A 15,801-nucleotide genomic window follows, 5' to 3' on the forward strand; every position below is an offset into this window, starting at 1 on the left:
ATGAACGATGAAGTATGAATGATGAATTCCGGACTCCGGCATTCATCGCTCATCGTTCATAATTCATCGTTTCCCTTCCTTCCCTCGTTTGCAGTTTTCAGGGCACAGAAACCCGGAGGATAGATGATGGAGTATGGAGGACGGATAACGTCTTTCACAATCCACACCTGTTCCTTCTCGCATAGCTTGACAACTTAAGGACGGTGCAAGGGTGCGGCGACGCGATGGTTCGGATCCATCTTCCGCCTTCCACCCTCCATCTTCCAGCTTTCTGGCGGGAATGCCGGCGCGGAACCACACGTTCCCATCCCGAACACGACCGTGAAACGCGCCAGGGCCTATGGTACTCGGAGGGTAACCTCCCGGGAGATACGGTCCCCGCCAGATTAATGTAACAAGTCGGCCCCCGTGCACATTGCGCGGGGGCCCACTTGTTATTTGGCCGTCGAGAATGCGTTGGATCTACATCGAGCCGTTCTTCATCTTCTGGTCCTTCGCCATCGCCTTCATCGGGTCATAGGGCTTGCCGTCCATCGTCATCTTGCCGCCCATAGACACCACGTTGACGACTTTCCATTCGCGGCCCATCCTGCGAAACGTGCTTTTCGAGGCGCCGGTATCGGTCATCTTGTGAAGCTTCTTGTCTTGCCCCATAACCGTGGTGGCGGTATGTTCGTGGACGATGCCGGTGGCCATGTTGCCCTTTCTGGTCACTGGCCCGAACGTGTAGTCCCACTTATCGAATGACTTCGTCATAGCAAGTTGCTGCTTCATCATGTCCATCGATTGTTTCCGATTCCATGTCTGCTTGCCCATCTGCATCTTGAAATCGGGGGCCATCATGCTATCCAGCGTCGCCATGTCCTTCGCTTTGACGGCGTTCATGTACTTGACGTATTCTGCCTTGAGCGCCTTCTCGGTGGCCTTATCGGCCGCGAAAGCCGTCGGTGTCCCCGCGGCGAGCGCCGCGATCCCGAGAGCCATCAATATTCTGCATCTCATCGATGTGTTCTCCTTCCAAATGGTTCAGGCTCGCCCACGCCGCTGCCCTGATCCGCTGGCAGGCGGTCCTGGCAATTCCAGTCTCTGCCTGAACGATGATGAACCCAATGATAACGCGGACGGCGACATACGGACCACGGGCCGGGGGTTCGGACCCTTCGCCAGGGGAGTCGGACATTGGCGCCGGGGGCGCCTGAACGTACCCCAAGTGCACTTTCGCGCAACGGACGATGTACAATGGGTGTTGAAAGGCTACACGTCAGCGGAAAGGGAACTACCTATGATCAGCAAGACCATGCAGGATGCCATCAACGCCCAAATCACCCGGGAATACTACTCCTCTTATCTCTATCTGTCGATGGCCGCGTATTTTGAATCGGAATCACTGACCGGCTTCGCGAAGTGGATGCGCGTTCAGGTGCAGGAGGAGAATGCGCACGCGCTCATTTTCTTCAACTACATCTGCGACCGGGATGGAAAGGTGGAATTGGGCGCGATCGAAAAGCCGCCGGCAGCCTTCACTTCCGCGCTTGATGTGTTTGAGAAGACGTACGAGCACGAGCAGAAGGTCACTGCGTGGATTAACGATCTTGCCGATCTGGCCGTCTCCGAAAAGGACCACGCCAGCCGCAGGCTCCTCGATTGGTTTGTGGACGAGCAGGTCGAAGAAGAGGCCAACGATACCACCATCATCGCCGCACTCAAACGCATCGGCAATGATGGCAACGCCCTGTTGACCCTGGACAAGGAACTCGGCGCCCGCGTTTTCGCGCTTCCGGCGCCGCTGGCCGGACGGGCGTAGGGATATGGGGAAATGGCGAAATGAGGAAATGAGGAAACGGCCAGAGGTTTCCTCATTTCCCCATTTCCTTCCTTAAGGGCCTATGGCCAGGGCCAGGTTGGCAGCCAGGGCCGCGAATGTGCTGTTCCCCTGGCCATGGGGTGTGGCGCGAGCGAGCCGTGTGAGCTCCTCACGCCGCAACCGCGCGACCACCGCCGGCCGGGGTTTTGCGGTGCGGATGACCATCAGCACATTAGTGAGCCTTCGGCCCGGCCTCACACACAGCCGTCCGTTGGCATAGAGCGCGCAAGAGGAGCCGCCGTCCAGCCCCAACGCCTCCTTGCACCCCAGTGCCTTCATTATCCCCGTCATCGTCCTGAGGTGGATGGGCCTCGTGACGCAGACGAGAAGCATCTTGTTGGCGCGCGTCCATCCAACCGCCGTCCTGGGTCGGAGCGCCCACAGGCTGCCATCCCGATACCCTTCGTCGCGCGGCGATAGCACGTTGCGCCCTTTCCTCAACAGCGTGGGGCCGGTGCAGAGTACGGTATCCCTGTTTCGCCAGTGGATCGTTCGCCCATACCGGCGTGGATGGAAATCCAGCGTGTTGCTGGCAAAGGCGCAGAACCCCGTGCCGGCGGGACCCCGATAGACAGTGCGGCCGTTCCTGACGATGTCGCCAACCGGCAGCAGAGAGCGCACGCAGAAGAACGTGCCCGTGATCGCCGCGGCAGGCTGCATCCGGCGCATCATGGAAGCCATCGACTCCGAGTGCCCGATCCCTCCGCGGGCGAGTCCGACGGTTACGGCGAGGTGCGGGTCATTCAGGTTGACCGTTACAACCTGGGCGGTCACACCATGAACGCGGTGCGTTTGCGCGACGACACCAGGTGTGGTGAGCGCGGGCGCCATGGTCGTGGCGGCCAGCGCCGCCACCGTTGTGGCCCGAATGATGAGCGACTGATAGCCCAGTATCATATCAGACTCCTCTCTGCCACTATTTGAGACCGGATCACCGGTCCTCTTCGTGCGCCCCTGGGGGCGCCTTTTGCCTTGATGGCGGCGATTATCCCTTGATGCTAGGTACCTGGATCAACGTTGGGACTGTTCTGGTTGGCACTGTGGTTGGCGGGCTTCTCGGCGAGCGCCTGAAGCCTCAAACACATTCCACTGTGACCTCGGTACTGGGTTGCATCACGCTTATCCTGGGAATCGAGAGCGCCATGAAGACGCCGGACGCGCTCAAGACGGCCGCCCTGGCGCCACAACTGGGGTTCTTCCTCGTCGTGCTGCTCTCCCTGCTGTTCGGCGCCTTGTTGGGTGAAACCCTGGATGTTGAAGGTTGGTTGCATAGACTGGGCCAATTCGCGGAGAAAAGATTCGGCCAGAGTGAAGGCGACTTCGGAAAGGGATTCGTAACCGCCAGCCTGCTGTTTTGTGTGGGCCCGCTCACGATTCTGGGGTGTTTCCAGGATGGTTTGAAAGGCGACTACTCGCTGCTGGCCACGAAGGCGGTTCTGGACGGATTCGCGGCGATGGCGTTCTCCGCGGCGTTCGGGTGGGGCGTGGCGCTTTCCGCGGTCACCGTCCTGGTAGTCCAGGGAGGCTTAACGCTCAGCGCCGGCGCCGTGCAGCCCCTGATGAATGACGTGATGATCACGGCGATGACCGCGGCGGGGGGCATCATACTGATGGGACTGGGTCTGAAACTTCTGGATATCAAGCAGATGCGGGTGGCGAATCTGTTGCCGGCGCTTGTCCTTGCGCCGGGCTTCGTCGCACTATGCAATCTGGTCAAGCCGGGATTCTTCCCGGTGAACTGAACCCGGCGGGAATCTCCGCAGGGTGGGACACATGGAGAGGCTATGGCATCACTGACGAGCATTCTGGCGAAGATTGAGGCGGAGGCCAAACGCGAGCCGTTTGACCTTGATATCGCGGCATACAAGAGGGCGGGCCGACCGGCGGCTTCGCCGATACTGCTGGCGGGCAACGTCGAGGCGCCACTCTGCCTCTTTGCACGCGACCTGGGCCAGGAGGAAGTACTGCGTGGGCAGCCGCTCATCGGATCGGCCGGCCGCCGCGTCCGGAAAGCGATCTGGGACCGCGTGATGCCGGGCCGAACGCCGGACTCCCCCTACTACAGCGCCGTGTTGGACCACGTGATGCTCACTAATACCGTACCTTACAAGCCGAACGGAAACGTTGAATACGACCGCGCGACGAAGAGCCGTTTCCGGCCGTTCATCGAGGATCTGCTGGTGAACGTATGGACCGGAAGCAATCTGATTCCCATGGGTGAGGGGGCGTTCAAGTGGTTCGCGCAATATGCGGACAAGGGTGTGGTTCTGGCATTCTGGGATGATCGCGACGCGCGGTTCTCCGGGACTCTGGACATAACAGTCACCTGCGAGTCCGGCGGCGACCACAGCGAAAAGCTGATCACGCTGGCCCCGATTCCGCACCCATCACCGAGAAGCCCGTTCATGGCGCAGTTCCCGTCGCTGCTGGAAAAGCGGCTGGACCAGTTCCTGGGCCGATGAACACCGCGGACGCCGTTTCAAAAAACCGTCTTCCCGCGCTTCCGCGATGCTGACCTGATCTGCCGGCCTCTAAATGCCGAGATGGCCTTGCCGCGGGCGAGGAGTCGGAGCGTAGGGAACTCGAAGCGCCTGACGCCATCACAGGGACTTAGTGAGCATCATCGGATTGAAGCGGTTCTTGGCGAAGATGTACCAGGCGCACGCGGAACTGAAACCCTTTTTGGGGTCGACCCAGTCGGCTGGGTTGTTCTTGAGGGCGGTGTAAGGCAATGCTCTCGTTCGCACTCCGCCGATGCGCCGCTCGATCAGGAAGGCGTCCATCTGGTTCGCGTAGAAACGGCCCCGGTCCGCGTCTCCGCACGCGAATTCCGCGCACGCCATGTGGCCCAGGCCATCCAGCCAGACGTTATTCACATTGATGTCGGCGCTATGGTGAAACCCCATCGCGGATTGACCGTTGATGGTCAGAGACTTGCGATAGCGCAGATCGGTTTCCGGGATGGACAGCAGGCGCGCCGCTTCCTTACCATACGCCAGGGCGCGCCACGAGTAGAGGTCCAACGGGAGCGTATTGCGGCCCTGCAACTGTCCGGACAGCCACGCCTTGATGCGCTGAGCGTGCTCGGTGTCCCCCAAGAGCTGGAAGACGGCGTAGCAGTCGATGTTGCCTTCCTCGTGGCCCGATTTCTCGTTAAGGTATTTGTCGCCGCTGCGCCAGCCGTGCTGAACGTACCCGGTGTCGGCACCGTCGTTCTTGAACCAGGCGAGCAGAAGGCCGTCGATCGAATTCACCAGGTCGCGGTACCGCTGCGATTTGAACTCCCGATCGTGGTATTCCGCCGCCAGTAGCAGCCAGGCCATGTCGCCCATCCATCGGTCCGATGAGCCGGCGGCGTCGTGGTAGGCGGGAATCCGGTCGGCCTTCCGCAACGTAACATTCTGATAGAACCCCCTCGCCTCGCCCCTCAAGTAAAAATTCTGAAGCTGCGGGTCCTCGCTGGATCGGATGGTAGCTCTTGCATAGAAATCCAGGATGCGCTCCGCGCGTGCCCTTTCTCGTTTGAGCGTGAAAGCCATCGCGACGAGGGCGTTGTTGAACGTCTGCGCGCTATTGTCTTCCTGCGCGGGAACGAGCCAACCGTCCGGTGAAGACTTATCCTGGATACGCTTCAGGTATTCCAACACGAGGGGATCCTCGGGGCTGAGGGTGCGGCTTCGACGCGCGGCGAAACCATATCCGGCGAGATCCCTGTTCGGATCCAGCACGGGGCCCGCCGGTGGAAAGGTCGGAGTTTCGCCCGGAGCCCCCGTGCCCATGCCGGCGAACCAGATCTGTCCTGCTCCTGAGCCCGAAATTGCGAGCGCAACGGCCGAAGGTTTATCGAACGTGCCGTCGCCACCCCACCAATACTCCAGGGAGGCGCGCGTGAGCACGAGGCGCGTCCATTCGCGGTAACGGCCCTTCAACGGCACCTTTCGACCGAACACGGAGCCGTTGGCGGCGATGAGTTTGATCTCAAGGTCGCAGGTAACCCCATCGTTCTTGACGGAGAAGACGAATGGATTCGATTGCTCATACGCGGCCGGCGTGGCGGTGCGAATCTCCACCCAACTATGATCCGTGGAGAGGGTGTACGTGACCGCGATCGAACCGCGCCCGTCAACCTGGCTGTCCTTGATGCCGATCGAGCTTCCGGCGTCGGAGGAGGTTACCCAGCCTGCCACGCGCCCGGCGGACGGCCAAGCTGCCTGCTCGGCCGCTCGCGCCGGCGGCGACAGGAGCGATACCACCTGCAGCAGGAGCACTGCGCACAACCTGATTTGAAACAGCATCAGCGGCCCCCTGTGTGATCAGTTGGTTGCACCGTCCTGTGCCCGGATGCGGGAAGGGCGCAAAGGATGTCTCCTATGCGCCCTCGTCTCAGTTCCATAACCCGTCACGCTACCCGGCTTTTCAAGTACTCTTCCTCGGCGCGGTCCAAGTCTTTCTCGTGGACAACGGGCTCCGCGGGTTCCTTCGCTTTGACAGGTTTAGCTCCAGTGGCCGGTTCCAGGTCCTTTTCGCCTACGATAATCGTGTATTGAAGGTGGAATTCCCGTTCTTGGTCGCTCAGTTTGCTCCGGGCATCCTGCGAGATGCTGTCCAGCCATTTCGCCTGCATGGCTGTTTCGATCTCCGTGTGGCGGATCGCGTTTTTCTCGGGGAGCGTTTCACGGTCAACAGTAACGCAGACCTCCTCCGGTGAGTAGACTTTCGCCACCACGCCGCTGAGCCCGGCGTAGTGCGGGAAGTAGGCGTTTTCTTTGATATCCTTGGCCGTCTGCTCGCGCGTGACGACGCGAACGCGGTCTCCAGTTTTGATTCCTGTCATACGATCCCTTTTCCCATCTGATAGCTATTGTCTTCACCATCATGATAGAGGGCTGAGCGCGCCCGAACAAAACCACGATGACGGCCAGCCTCTGTGGCGCAGTCTACGGATTGGCCTGTTCCAGGCTCTTGAGCGCCCGGTCGAGGTCCTTCAACGCCGCGCCATACCTGGCCCAGTCGCCGGCCCTTTGCGCAGCCTGTGCCTTGTTCCACGCCCGCGTCGCCCTCTGGACCATCGCCCTGGTTCCGACTTTCGCGGTTGATGCCGGGCCGGCCGCCGGGGCGGTCTCGATGGTTCCGCCTGTGGACATCGTGCCGGCGCCGAAGATGTTGTTCAGGGCTTCGCCCAGCGTGCCCGCCATCTCAACGCGGTCCCCGTAGGCGACGATCACCCGGACAAGTTCCGCGCGGCTGTTCCCCTGATTCTCCGATTGCACGTAGAGGGGCTGGACGTAGAGCAGGCTCTTCTCCAGCGGTATGGTGAGCATGTTTCCCAGCACAACCTGGGAGCCCTGCTGGTTCAGCAGGGTCAGTTCCTTGGAGATGTCCGGCTTCTGGAGGATGCTGGCGTCCATCTGGCTGGGACCGAGCGGCAGGTTGTCGATCGGGAAGCGGTAGGTCACGATGTCGGCGTAAGATCGCTGGTCACACCGCGCGGCCATCCAGGCGATCATGTTATTCTTCGCGCGGGGGGTGAACGGCCGGATCATCACCATCTCCTGGCGCTTCTCGCCCGGAAGGCGCATGATCACGTAATAGGCCTCCATACTTTCGCTCACCTGCTGTCCAATGGGGCCGCGCGCGGCGTTCGGGAGATCCCACGCGTCCTCCTTGGTGAAGAAGGTCTTCGCGTCCGTCATGTGATAGGTCAGGTATTTGCGCGACTGGATGTTGAAGAGGTCTTCCGGATACCGGATGTGATTGTGAAGCTGAGCCGGCATCGAGGATATCGGTTTGAACATGCCGGGGAAGATCCGGGAGTATGCCCTTAGGATCGGATCGCCCGGGTCCGCCTCGTAGAACGTCACCGTTCCGTCGTACGCGTCAACGGCGATCTTCACGCTGTTACGGATATAATTGAAGTCGCCGGTGCTCTCGCTGTACGGATAGCGATCGGACACCGTGTAGGCATCCTGCAGCCAGATAATGCGTCCATCCGCGACCACCGGGTACGGATCCTGGTCGAGCGACAGGAACGGCGCGATGGTGCTGATGCGCTCGCCTATCTCCCGTCGGATCATCAGGCGGCTGTCCGACGTGATGAACCGGCTCAACAGGAAGTTCTGGTCTCCGAGATACGCGGAAAGGACGAGGCGGGACAGACCGCCGCCGATGCGGATGCCTGCCTTGCCGTCGTAGGAGGAATAGACATCCGGCGAGCCGGGATAGTCCAGTTCCTTGGTATTTCCGTCAACAACGGCCCAGTCCTGCCGGGACTCGCCGAAATAGATGCGCGGCTGAGTGAGGGACAGGTCCGTGGATGTCGTGGGCGGGATGCCTTTCATCAGGAAAGTCGGCTGGTTGTCGCCGGACACTTCGTTCACGGGGCTCATGCATACGCCAAACCCGTGCGTATAGACCAGGTGGATATTCTGAAAGGACTTGGCCTGGGACGGCAGGAGCGCCTGATTCATCTCCCGCGCGGCCACCAGCACCTGGCGATACTTGCCATTGATGGTGTAGCGATCGACGTCCACGGAGTTGAAAACATAGTACGGCTTGATTTCCTGCAACTGGCGGTACGCCTGGACGGCGATGTTGTAGTCCCACAGGCGCGCATTATCGATGGTCTGCGAGTTTCGCCGGATGAGGCCGGCCGACATGTCGTTGTGGATCGGAAATTCGGTGATCCGTGTCGCGTCCAGGTTGTAGGCGCGACGCGTGAACTCGATGTTGTTCTCGATGAATGGCTCCTGCGCGGTGAACTCGTTGGGCTTCACGCGAACCTGGTCCACAATGCCCGGATACACGGTTCCGCCCGCGAAAGACACCGCAACCAGCAGAACGAGCGCTCCAAAGCCCCACGTGACCTTCCGGAATGCCAGTTGCGCCACCCAGACAATCGCCGCAAAGACGCTGAGGGCCAGAAGAAGGTACAGCACAGGCAGTAGCGCGTGAACGTCCGCATAGCCTGCCCCGGCGGAAACCACGTCGGACGAGGCATAGAGCAGGTCGTAACGCTGCAGGTAATAGGAATACGCCTTCACGAGGAGCGCCAACGCGACGAGCGCGCTGATGTGCTTCGCCGCCTGAGGGGGTATTCGCCTTCCCAACAGGAGCCAGCCCCGGACCGGGTCGTAGTACTGGGCGGCGGTGACCGCGTAGGCGAACGTCACGCCGATGAGAGTGAGAATCAGCGCGGAGAGGGCGAATCCGACGGCAAACGACTGAAACGGCAGCTGGAAGACATAATAGCCCACATCATTCTTGAATAGAGGGTCCAGCACGTTGAACGGAGCGGCAGCTTTGTAGAGCAGGAAAGACTCGTACTGTCCGGAGGCGGTTGCGCCCGCAAGCAAGGCAAGCACGAGGGCACCGCCATACAGGAGCGGCCCCAGAGTGCGCCGCGCCACCATCTCAACCTGCCCACGGAGATCCACGGGGATCGCGGGCGGGGGGAGCATTTTGAGCGCGAGGTAAACGTTGGGAAGCGCGATGGCCAGAAAGAGGACGGCGAAAACGATGCCCAGTCCCCACTGCGCCTGAAGCAGCGTCCAGAAGACCTGCGTATAGCCGACCTCGCCGAACCAGCGCCAGTCGACCCAGAAATTGACGAGACGTCCACCCAGCAGCAGAAGGATCAGGGCGATGGCCATCACCCAGGTCCACCCACGAGATGGGCGCGACGGCTGCGGAGCCGGCCTGCCGGGACGATTCACGCCGTGCGGGATGCGATCCATTGTGCCAACCTCCTCAGTGCTTCTCTCTCCCCGCCGTCGGGCAGCGAATTGAGCGACTCAACCGCGGCTTCGGTGCATTTATCGGCCGCCGCACGCGCGCGGTCCAGCGCCCCTGACCGGATGACCAGGGACCGAACCCGTGTGAACGCAGCGTTCGAGCAATCTCCATGCGCCAGTACGTCAACGAGGCGCCTGGACGTTTCATCGCGTGCCTGCAGCGCCACGATGACCGGGAGAGTGTACTTCCCCTCACGGAAATCCGCCCCGACGTCCTTGCCGGTCTCGCGTGTGTCGCCCACGTAGTCGAGCAGATCGTCGGTCATCTGGAACACGAGGCCGATCTGTTTGCCATATTGCGACAGAGCGTCAAGCGCCGGTTCGTCTGCGTTGGCCACGAGACCGCCCACGCGACAGCAGGACGACAGAAAATGCGCCGTCTTGCAGTTTATGATTTCCAGGTAGTCGTCCACGGAAATCTCCAGGTCACCCCTCTTGGATGCCTGAAGCACCTCGCCTTCGCAGAGACGCGTTGTCACCTCGCTGAACACACTCATGACGTCCTTGCGGCCGTAGTCGCTGAGCAGGTTGAAGGCCCGGCTGAGAATATAGTCGCCGGCGAAAACCGCGACCTTCGGGTCCCACCTGCGGCAAACCGTGAGGCGGCCCCTGCGCATCGGGGAAGCGTCCATGATGTCGTCGTGAAGCAGCGTGGCGGTATGGATCATCTCCACCGCGGCGGCGGCGGGGAGCAAGTCCTGCGTGCCGGCGCCCAACAGGCGTCCGCACAGCATCACCAGGGCCGGACGAAGCCGCTTGCCGCCTGAATCGAGTGCGTACCGGCAGACAGATGCCATGAGCGGATCGTCCGAGGCGAGTTGCGAACGAAGAAACTCCTCCACCTCCGCCATATGCTCGTCGGCGCGCGATACCATTTCAACGGAGGTCATTTGGTGACTCCCGGCTTCGTACCAACGTGGATTGCCACGATCCCGCCCGTCAGGTTCACGATCCGGATGTCGGTCAGACCGGCGGAGCGCATGATGTCGGAGAGCCCATCGCGATCGACGAACGCGGCGAGCGAAGCGGGCAGATAGGCGTAGTTCCGCTTTCGCGGGTGGACCATTCGGGCCATCGTCGGCAGCATCTTGTTGAAATAGACGAAATACAGGGCGCGGAACGGCGGCCAAATGGGTCTCGCAAGCTCGAGGCAAACAACCCGTCCGCCGGGCCGCACAACGCGGGTCATCTCGACGAAACAGCGCTTCAGATCCATCACATTGCGGGTGCCGAACGCGATGGTGGACGCGTCGAATGCGCTGTCGGCGAAGGGCAAGTCCATGGCGTCGCCCTCGATCATCGGAACGGGCGCGCGGAGTTCCTGGTTTCGCTTTCGTCCCAGTTCCAGCATGGGCAGGCAGAAATCCGTGCCAACCACGAGTCCCTGAACTCCCGTGTGGCGCAGCAGCTCGCGGGCGAGATCCCCGGTGCCGGTGGCCACGTCAAGGGCCTTTCCGCCCGGCTTTAGGTTGGCTTCGCGCGCCGCCACACGGCGCCAATGCTGGTCTTGCCCCATCGACAGCGTGCGGTTCAAGAGGTCATACGTGGGGGCAATCTGGCTGAACAGGCCGTGTACAAAGCGGGCCTTTTCCCGGCCCTCCGGTATGTCGATGACAGGCGCTGTTACGGACATCATAATACACTCATCTCAGCAAGGGGAACGCGGTCTCTACAACACAACGATAGCGCGTTCCGGCGCGGGCGGCGACCTTCAGAGCTAAAATACGCACACGCACCCGGGCGTTCCGTATCCCGATGGACAGGAGACGCATGATGTATCGTGATGAGTTCGTAGACGTAAGAGAGGTAGCGCCGGAAATCGAGGTGGAACTGCGATACGCCGGAACGCGCCACGCATTCGCCCGGGCGATGTATCCTCTGAACCGTGCCTTTCTCCGTAGGGAGTGTGCGCTGAAACTGGCGGCGGCAAACGAGTTGTTGCGACCGACAGGCCTTCGTCTGAAAGTATGGGACGCATACCGTCCATTGAGCGTACAGGCCGCCATGTGGGACCAGTTTCCCGACCCGGAATTCATCGCGCCCCCGACTCGCGGGTCCAAACACAATCGCGGTGTCGCTGTAGACGTCACTCTGGTGGACCATCTGGGCGCTGAGGTGGAAATGCCGACCGATTTCGACGACTTTTCACCGGCCGCCCGTTCCGATGCCGATTGCTCTGCCCGATCAGCCACCCATCGGGAATTGCTTCGGGAAGCGATGCTGGCGGCCGGATTCGCCGGCATCGAGAGTGAGTGGTGGCACTTCGCCGATCCGGGCTGGGAGCAGTATCCGCTCTGCGATGTGTCTCTGCACAAGCTTGCGGCCAAAGCGGATGCGAAGCGGCGAGGGTAAAGCCTTCGGAGGCCCGGTGCTGGGGTTTAAAGGATGGGGAACGCGAGGATCTGCCCCGCCGAGCTCCCCACGACGATGACGTCCTTGCCCGGTGTTGACCCGCTTGCCGATGGGCTGCCATCGAAGCTCGCCGCGACAGGAGAAGCGAAGACGGCATACGCCTCCGGATGGTCCCACGGGACAGCGTACAGGCGCCCGGAGTGGCTCCCGATGTACACAAGGCCGCCCACAACCAAGGGAGTTGCCTCGAACGAGGCGGCGCGACCGTCCAGAGGCGTCGGACGGAAGGCAGGGGACCCGTCGGCCATATTGACGCCGTAAAGCCTGCCGTCGGTCGTCCCGAAGTAGAGGACGCGTTGAACGCGATCGAGCCATGGCCCCGCTCGAAGGATACCGCCGTTCAGTGCGATGCTGCCGTCGCCTGTCCACGCGGGCTGACCATTGCTGGCGTGCAGGCAGTACAGTCGGCCGCCGCGCGAAGGACTGGCGGCGGCATTCCAAGTGGCGATAAACAGGTCCCCGGTGTTGTGATCGACGGTCGGCGCCGCGGTGATCCGTGCTCCGTACGTAGCCTCCCACTGGGGTACCAGGCCATACGGTTCGGATTTGAGCGCGATCAGGTTCCGCCCGAAACCGGGGCGCGAGGCCGACATATCGTTGTCGAGGGCGGCGATGACGAGCGTGGAGTCTTCCTGGCCGGGGACGGCGGGCGACGCGGAGGCCGATGCCCCAGGGCCGTAACCGATGACTCGGCTGCCGGCGGGCAGCGCCAACTGGGGTGTGCCGCTGCCGACGGGTACGACGTTCAGCAACCGGTGTGGACGAACCGCCGTGTTGACACCCGAGTACGTGAACTCGAGGCGTTGCGAAATGTCTGAGCGCTCCACAACGATGCGGCCCGCGGAAAAGAGGCCGCGCGCGTCCGCCACCTCGAGGTAGGCCTGCGCCGGAGGGGGCGATTGCCTGCCTGAAAGCGTGGTCTGAACCACCCGGCCATACGTGAGCCCACCGGCAGGCGAACCATCGACGGCGTTACGGCGGATGATGCGGCCGTTTGTAGCGGTTACGTAGACGTAATTCCCGCGCACGGCCGGAGTGGATACGATGGGCACGCCCGGGCAGACGCGTTGCGGGCCGTTCCAGGCAGGTGTTCCATCCAGGTTGAACGCGTACAGCGTCCCAGCGACCGTGGCGACGTAAACGCGTTCGCGGCCGAGGTTCCCATAAACCGCGGGCCGGCCTTTCACCGCGCCGTCCAGCGGGATCGGAAAATTGGGCAGGAGCGACCCGGCGGCCGGCCCGGTGGCGTGAAGGGCGTAGAGAACGCCGTCGTCCGCCGCAACATAGACTACGTTGCCGTAGACGGTCGGCGATGAGGCAACCGGGGCGATACGTCCCTCGCGAGGGAACACCCACGCCGGCGTGAATGGCGCGGTCGCGCAAGCGGCGCCGGCTAGCCAGGCCGCCGTTATACCGATCGCCAGAATTGTAGAGTGCCTCTTCATCGAATCTTATGAAAATGGGGGAGGCCCGTTCGGGCCGCCCCCATAAAGAGCCGCCGTCAGGCGGGAATCCCTACGACTGCGTTCCGCCGTCGTCTTGCGGGTTGTGGGCCGGCGTCGGAGCGTAAGCCCATTCCATTTGTCCACGCGGATCCGAGACTGCAAATGCCTCCCGAGGCGCTTCGCCCGCCACCGCCACGGTAGCCTGCGACGCCGCGACCAGCGACGTTCCGTACGCATTGTGCGCCGCGGCGAGCCCTTCGGAGACGATGACCGTTGAGTCTTCACCGTCGATGGAGCGTACACCGAATTCTCCGGAGGTGGTCCGCACGTCGAGCGTGGGAGCGATCACCGTCACGTCCGTCGCGGCCTTAACCCACAGTTCGCCCCGCATCAGGCGAAGCTCCCACGACGGGTTGTCCCGCGTGGGCGACCGTTGAACGACAAACTCCGTGTGAGCGTTGGTCTTGACGATCGTCCCGTCCTTCAATTGGATGGTGACGATCGTGTCTTCCGCGCTCTGCATCCGTGTCTTAACCCGAACGTCCGCGGCGGCGTCACGCCATGCGTGGTTGCCGTCAACCCTGGACAGGAAACGTCCGTTGGCCAGGTTCCCCGGCGTCCGAATCTCCATGATCGTCCCGATCGGGGCTTCCGCTACAAGCGTTGGCGCGGGCGGTGCGGGGTGCGTCACGGGGGTGACGGTTTTGTGCGCCGTGACGACGGGCGCGGCGAAAATGCGTTTCGAAGCGGCCGGCGCCGCGGTTGGCCGTGGGCGAATGGCCGGAGCCGCGATGATGGTGCGCGGCACAGCTTTGATTGCGGGCGCCTGGGCGACTTTCACGGGCTCGGCCTGTTTCGCGACGGTCGGTTCGGGCTGCAGACTGGCAGTAAACGTGCGCCAGCCTACGGAAGCAAGGGCGAGCATCGCCGCCGTTGCGGTGGCGGGGCGCCATGCCAATCTACGCCAGGCGGGCACAAAGACGGGGCGCGCCTTTTCACGGCTGATGGCGTTGAGAACGTTGTAGCGAATCGAGGCAGGGGCGGTCATGTGGACCTTCATCGCGTTGGCCAGAAGCGCTTCGTTGAACGAGGCTTCGCCCACGAGGTCACAGCACGACTCACACGCCTGGAGGTGATCGAAAAACGCGTCGCCACAGGCGGGCGAGAGTTCCCCGTCCAGGTAAGCCGACAGATTTCGCTTTATGTCCTTGCAGTTCATCATCCGGTTCCTCCCGCAGGGGAGGTATTCCCCGAGGCGAAACGCCTCTTCGGCAGGAGCGCGGTGCGCTCGCTTGATACCTACGCCTTCACACGGCCGTGGCGGAGGCTCTTTTGCAGCATCGCCTTCGCTCGATGGAGCCTGATTTCAACGTTTTTGACCGAGATATCCAGCATAGCCGCAATCTCCTTGTAGGAGAAGTCCTCAAGGTATTTGAGGACGATCGGCATCCTGTACACCACGGGCAGCGCGTTGACGGCGTCCATCACGGCCTTCCGGTCCTCCGCGGCCAGGAGAGTCTGCTCCGGCAGCGGCACATTGTCCGGTATTTCCACCTCTTCGCCCAGCAGGCTGCTGAGCGACATTGCCGGTGGGCGGCGGCGGTGCTTCTTCAACCAGTTGATACAGTGGTTGGTGGAGACCTTGTACAGCCAAACTCCGAACCGATAGTTTTGATCGTACTTAGACAGCACGTTGTACAGATGGATGAAGCAATCCTGGCAGAGGTCTTGTGCGTCCTCCCGATTGCCCGTCCAATAGTAGGCCAGCCGGTAAAGGCTGTCCTCGTAACGTGCCATTAGTTCGTCAAACGCGCCTTCGCTGCCATCGAGGCATTCAGCAACCAGCGCATCGTCCGGCGAGTTGGTCATATAAGGTCCCGGATAGGACCGCCACACGCTTTCATGAATACATACACTCCGCGTGCCGCAAATCCTACAGGTAAGAGGCAAAAACGGCTCCACGCCGACGCCACCTTCATTATACATCAGGCGGGCGTCTGCGAGAGTCGGATTCCGGGGGCATGCAAATGGGTATGGTGCGCCCCGAATGAAAAGAGCAAGGAATGTGCCAGAGGGTGGAAGTGGGAAGTTCGAAGTTGGAAGTGGGAAATGAGGCAATGGGGAAATGGGGAAATGAGGAAATGAGGAAATCAGGCTGGGTCACAACGCGTGTGTTTTGAATATTTTGGTTACCATGGATGCCAGGTTCGAGCGCGACGTAAAATGTAGATAGTGACGTTCGCGCTTGAGAGGTTTCCATGCTGAAGAAGAAATACCGTGAGCAGCCGCA

Annotated in this window: 14 protein-coding genes and 1 rRNA gene; 5 read left to right on the plus strand and 10 right to left on the minus strand. The window is 61.6% G+C overall.

Features of this window, described 5'->3' with window-relative positions; genetic code table 11:
• The first annotated feature begins 270 nt into the window (after positions 1 to 270).
• A 5S ribosomal RNA gene (rrf, locus tag VGM51_14185) occupies positions 271 to 387 on the plus strand.
• Between the two features lie 75 nt (positions 388 to 462).
• Here the strand turns inward: rrf and VGM51_14190 are convergent.
• Complete coding sequence (locus VGM51_14190; protein HEY3414185.1) at positions 463 to 1,002, minus strand: nuclear transport factor 2 family protein; 540 nt, start codon at positions 1,000 to 1,002, stop codon at positions 463 to 465.
• Positions 1,003 to 1,282: 280 nt separating this feature from the next.
• On the opposite strand from VGM51_14190, the gene VGM51_14195 reads away from it, so the two are divergent.
• Positions 1,283 to 1,804: a ferritin gene (locus VGM51_14195; protein ID HEY3414186.1), complete on the plus strand. Its 522-nt coding sequence runs from the start codon at positions 1,283 to 1,285 to the stop codon at positions 1,802 to 1,804.
• 72 nt (positions 1,805 to 1,876) lie between these two features.
• Here the strand turns inward: VGM51_14195 and VGM51_14200 are convergent, their stop codons facing one another.
• Positions 1,877 to 2,761: a phosphodiester glycosidase family protein gene (locus VGM51_14200; GenBank protein ID HEY3414187.1), complete on the minus strand. Its 885-nt coding sequence runs from the start codon at positions 2,759 to 2,761 to the stop codon at positions 1,877 to 1,879.
• 98 nt (positions 2,762 to 2,859) lie between these two features.
• On the opposite strand from VGM51_14200, the gene VGM51_14205 reads away from it, so the two are divergent.
• The gene (locus VGM51_14205; protein HEY3414188.1) at positions 2,860 to 3,606 is read left to right on the plus strand and encodes a DUF554 domain-containing protein; all 747 of its coding nucleotides are present in this window, start codon (positions 2,860 to 2,862) and stop codon (positions 3,604 to 3,606) included.
• 42 nt (positions 3,607 to 3,648) lie between these two features.
• On the plus strand, positions 3,649 to 4,326 hold the full coding sequence (locus VGM51_14210) for a uracil-DNA glycosylase family protein (protein HEY3414189.1): 678 nt from the start codon (positions 3,649 to 3,651) through the stop codon (positions 4,324 to 4,326).
• Positions 4,327 to 4,464: 138 nt separating this feature from the next.
• Here VGM51_14210 and VGM51_14215 read toward each other — a convergent pair whose 3' ends face one another.
• From VGM51_14215 to ubiE, 5 genes are all read right to left on the minus strand, one after another.
• Positions 4,465 to 6,159: a hypothetical protein gene (locus tag VGM51_14215; protein HEY3414190.1), complete on the minus strand. Its 1,695-nt coding sequence runs from the start codon at positions 6,157 to 6,159 to the stop codon at positions 4,465 to 4,467.
• A 104-nt stretch (positions 6,160 to 6,263) separates the two neighbouring features.
• Positions 6,264 to 6,698, minus strand: a complete 435-nt coding sequence (locus tag VGM51_14220; protein HEY3414191.1) for a hypothetical protein — start codon at positions 6,696 to 6,698, stop codon at positions 6,264 to 6,266.
• A gap of 103 nt (positions 6,699 to 6,801) precedes the next feature.
• Complete coding sequence (locus tag VGM51_14225; GenBank protein HEY3414192.1) at positions 6,802 to 9,597, minus strand: UPF0182 family protein; 2,796 nt, start codon at positions 9,595 to 9,597, stop codon at positions 6,802 to 6,804.
• Positions 9,573 to 10,544 (minus strand): polyprenyl synthetase family protein, encoded by a 972-nt coding sequence (locus VGM51_14230; protein ID HEY3414193.1) that lies wholly within the window; start codon positions 10,542 to 10,544, stop codon positions 9,573 to 9,575. Before VGM51_14230 ends, VGM51_14225 begins: the two co-directional genes overlap by 25 nt.
• Complete coding sequence (gene ubiE, locus VGM51_14235; GenBank protein HEY3414194.1) at positions 10,541 to 11,290, minus strand: bifunctional demethylmenaquinone methyltransferase/2-methoxy-6-polyprenyl-1,4-benzoquinol methylase UbiE; 750 nt, start codon at positions 11,288 to 11,290, stop codon at positions 10,541 to 10,543. The genes VGM51_14230 and ubiE overlap by 4 nt, the downstream gene beginning before the upstream one ends.
• Before the next feature lie 134 nt (positions 11,291 to 11,424).
• Here ubiE and VGM51_14240 point away from each other — a divergent pair, with 134 nt between their 5' ends.
• Entirely contained in the window at positions 11,425 to 12,006 is a 582-nt protein-coding gene (locus tag VGM51_14240) for a M15 family metallopeptidase (GenBank protein HEY3414195.1), read from the plus strand.
• A 26-nt stretch (positions 12,007 to 12,032) separates the two neighbouring features.
• Here the strand turns inward: VGM51_14240 and VGM51_14245 are convergent, their stop codons facing one another.
• From VGM51_14245 to VGM51_14255, 3 genes are all read right to left on the minus strand, one after another.
• The gene (locus VGM51_14245; GenBank protein ID HEY3414196.1) at positions 12,033 to 13,511 is read right to left on the minus strand and encodes a PQQ-binding-like beta-propeller repeat protein; all 1,479 of its coding nucleotides are present in this window, start codon (positions 13,509 to 13,511) and stop codon (positions 12,033 to 12,035) included.
• 70 nt (positions 13,512 to 13,581) lie between these two features.
• A complete protein-coding gene (locus VGM51_14250) occupies positions 13,582 to 14,733 on the minus strand; it encodes a zf-HC2 domain-containing protein (GenBank protein ID HEY3414197.1) in 1,152 nt (383 codons plus the stop codon).
• A gap of 77 nt (positions 14,734 to 14,810) precedes the next feature.
• Positions 14,811 to 15,380 carry a sigma-70 family RNA polymerase sigma factor gene (locus VGM51_14255; protein HEY3414198.1) on the minus strand — a complete coding sequence of 190 codons (570 nt, stop codon included), beginning with the start codon at positions 15,378 to 15,380 and terminating at the stop codon, positions 14,811 to 14,813.
• Between the last annotated feature and the right edge of the window lie 421 nt (positions 15,381 to 15,801).

This window comes from Armatimonadota bacterium (assembly GCA_036504095.1).
Lineage (GTDB): Bacteria > Armatimonadota > DTGP01 > JAKQQT01 > JAKQQT01 > DASXUL01.